The sequence below is a fragment of the Alcanivorax sp. HI0007 genome (assembly GCF_001635525.1).
Lineage (GTDB): Bacteria > Pseudomonadota > Gammaproteobacteria > Pseudomonadales > Alcanivoracaceae > Alcanivorax.
Genome location: NZ_LWEJ01000118.1, coordinates 1 through 246 on the forward strand (window position 1 = coordinate 1; position 246 = coordinate 246).

General features: G+C 63.8%; 1 protein-coding gene. It reads left to right on the top strand.

What is annotated here, in order from left to right:
- Positions 1 to 14: 14 nt before the first annotated feature.
- Positions 15 to 164, top strand: coding sequence for an efflux RND transporter permease subunit (locus A3714_RS18400; RefSeq protein ID WP_369817820.1), 150 nt, complete (start codon positions 15 to 17; stop codon positions 162 to 164).
- Positions 165 to 246: the final 82 nt, after the last annotated feature.

Below are 246 nucleotides of genomic sequence, written 5' to 3' on the forward strand. Positions count from 1 at the left end.
CGGCACTGGCCCTGGTGCCGCTGGCCATGGCCGGCGGGGAGCCCGGCAGTGAAATCCAGGCGCCCATGGCGGTGGTGATTCTCTGGGGGCTGATCAGCTCTACAGCACTGAATATGCTGGTGGTGCCGGTTGCCTATCGGTGGCTGGGGGAACGCCGGGGTTAAGTCTGGTGCTACCAGATCTCGATGCCGAAAGGGCGGACCAATAGACCGAGCACCACGAAGCAGCCAACCGTAAGCAGCACAC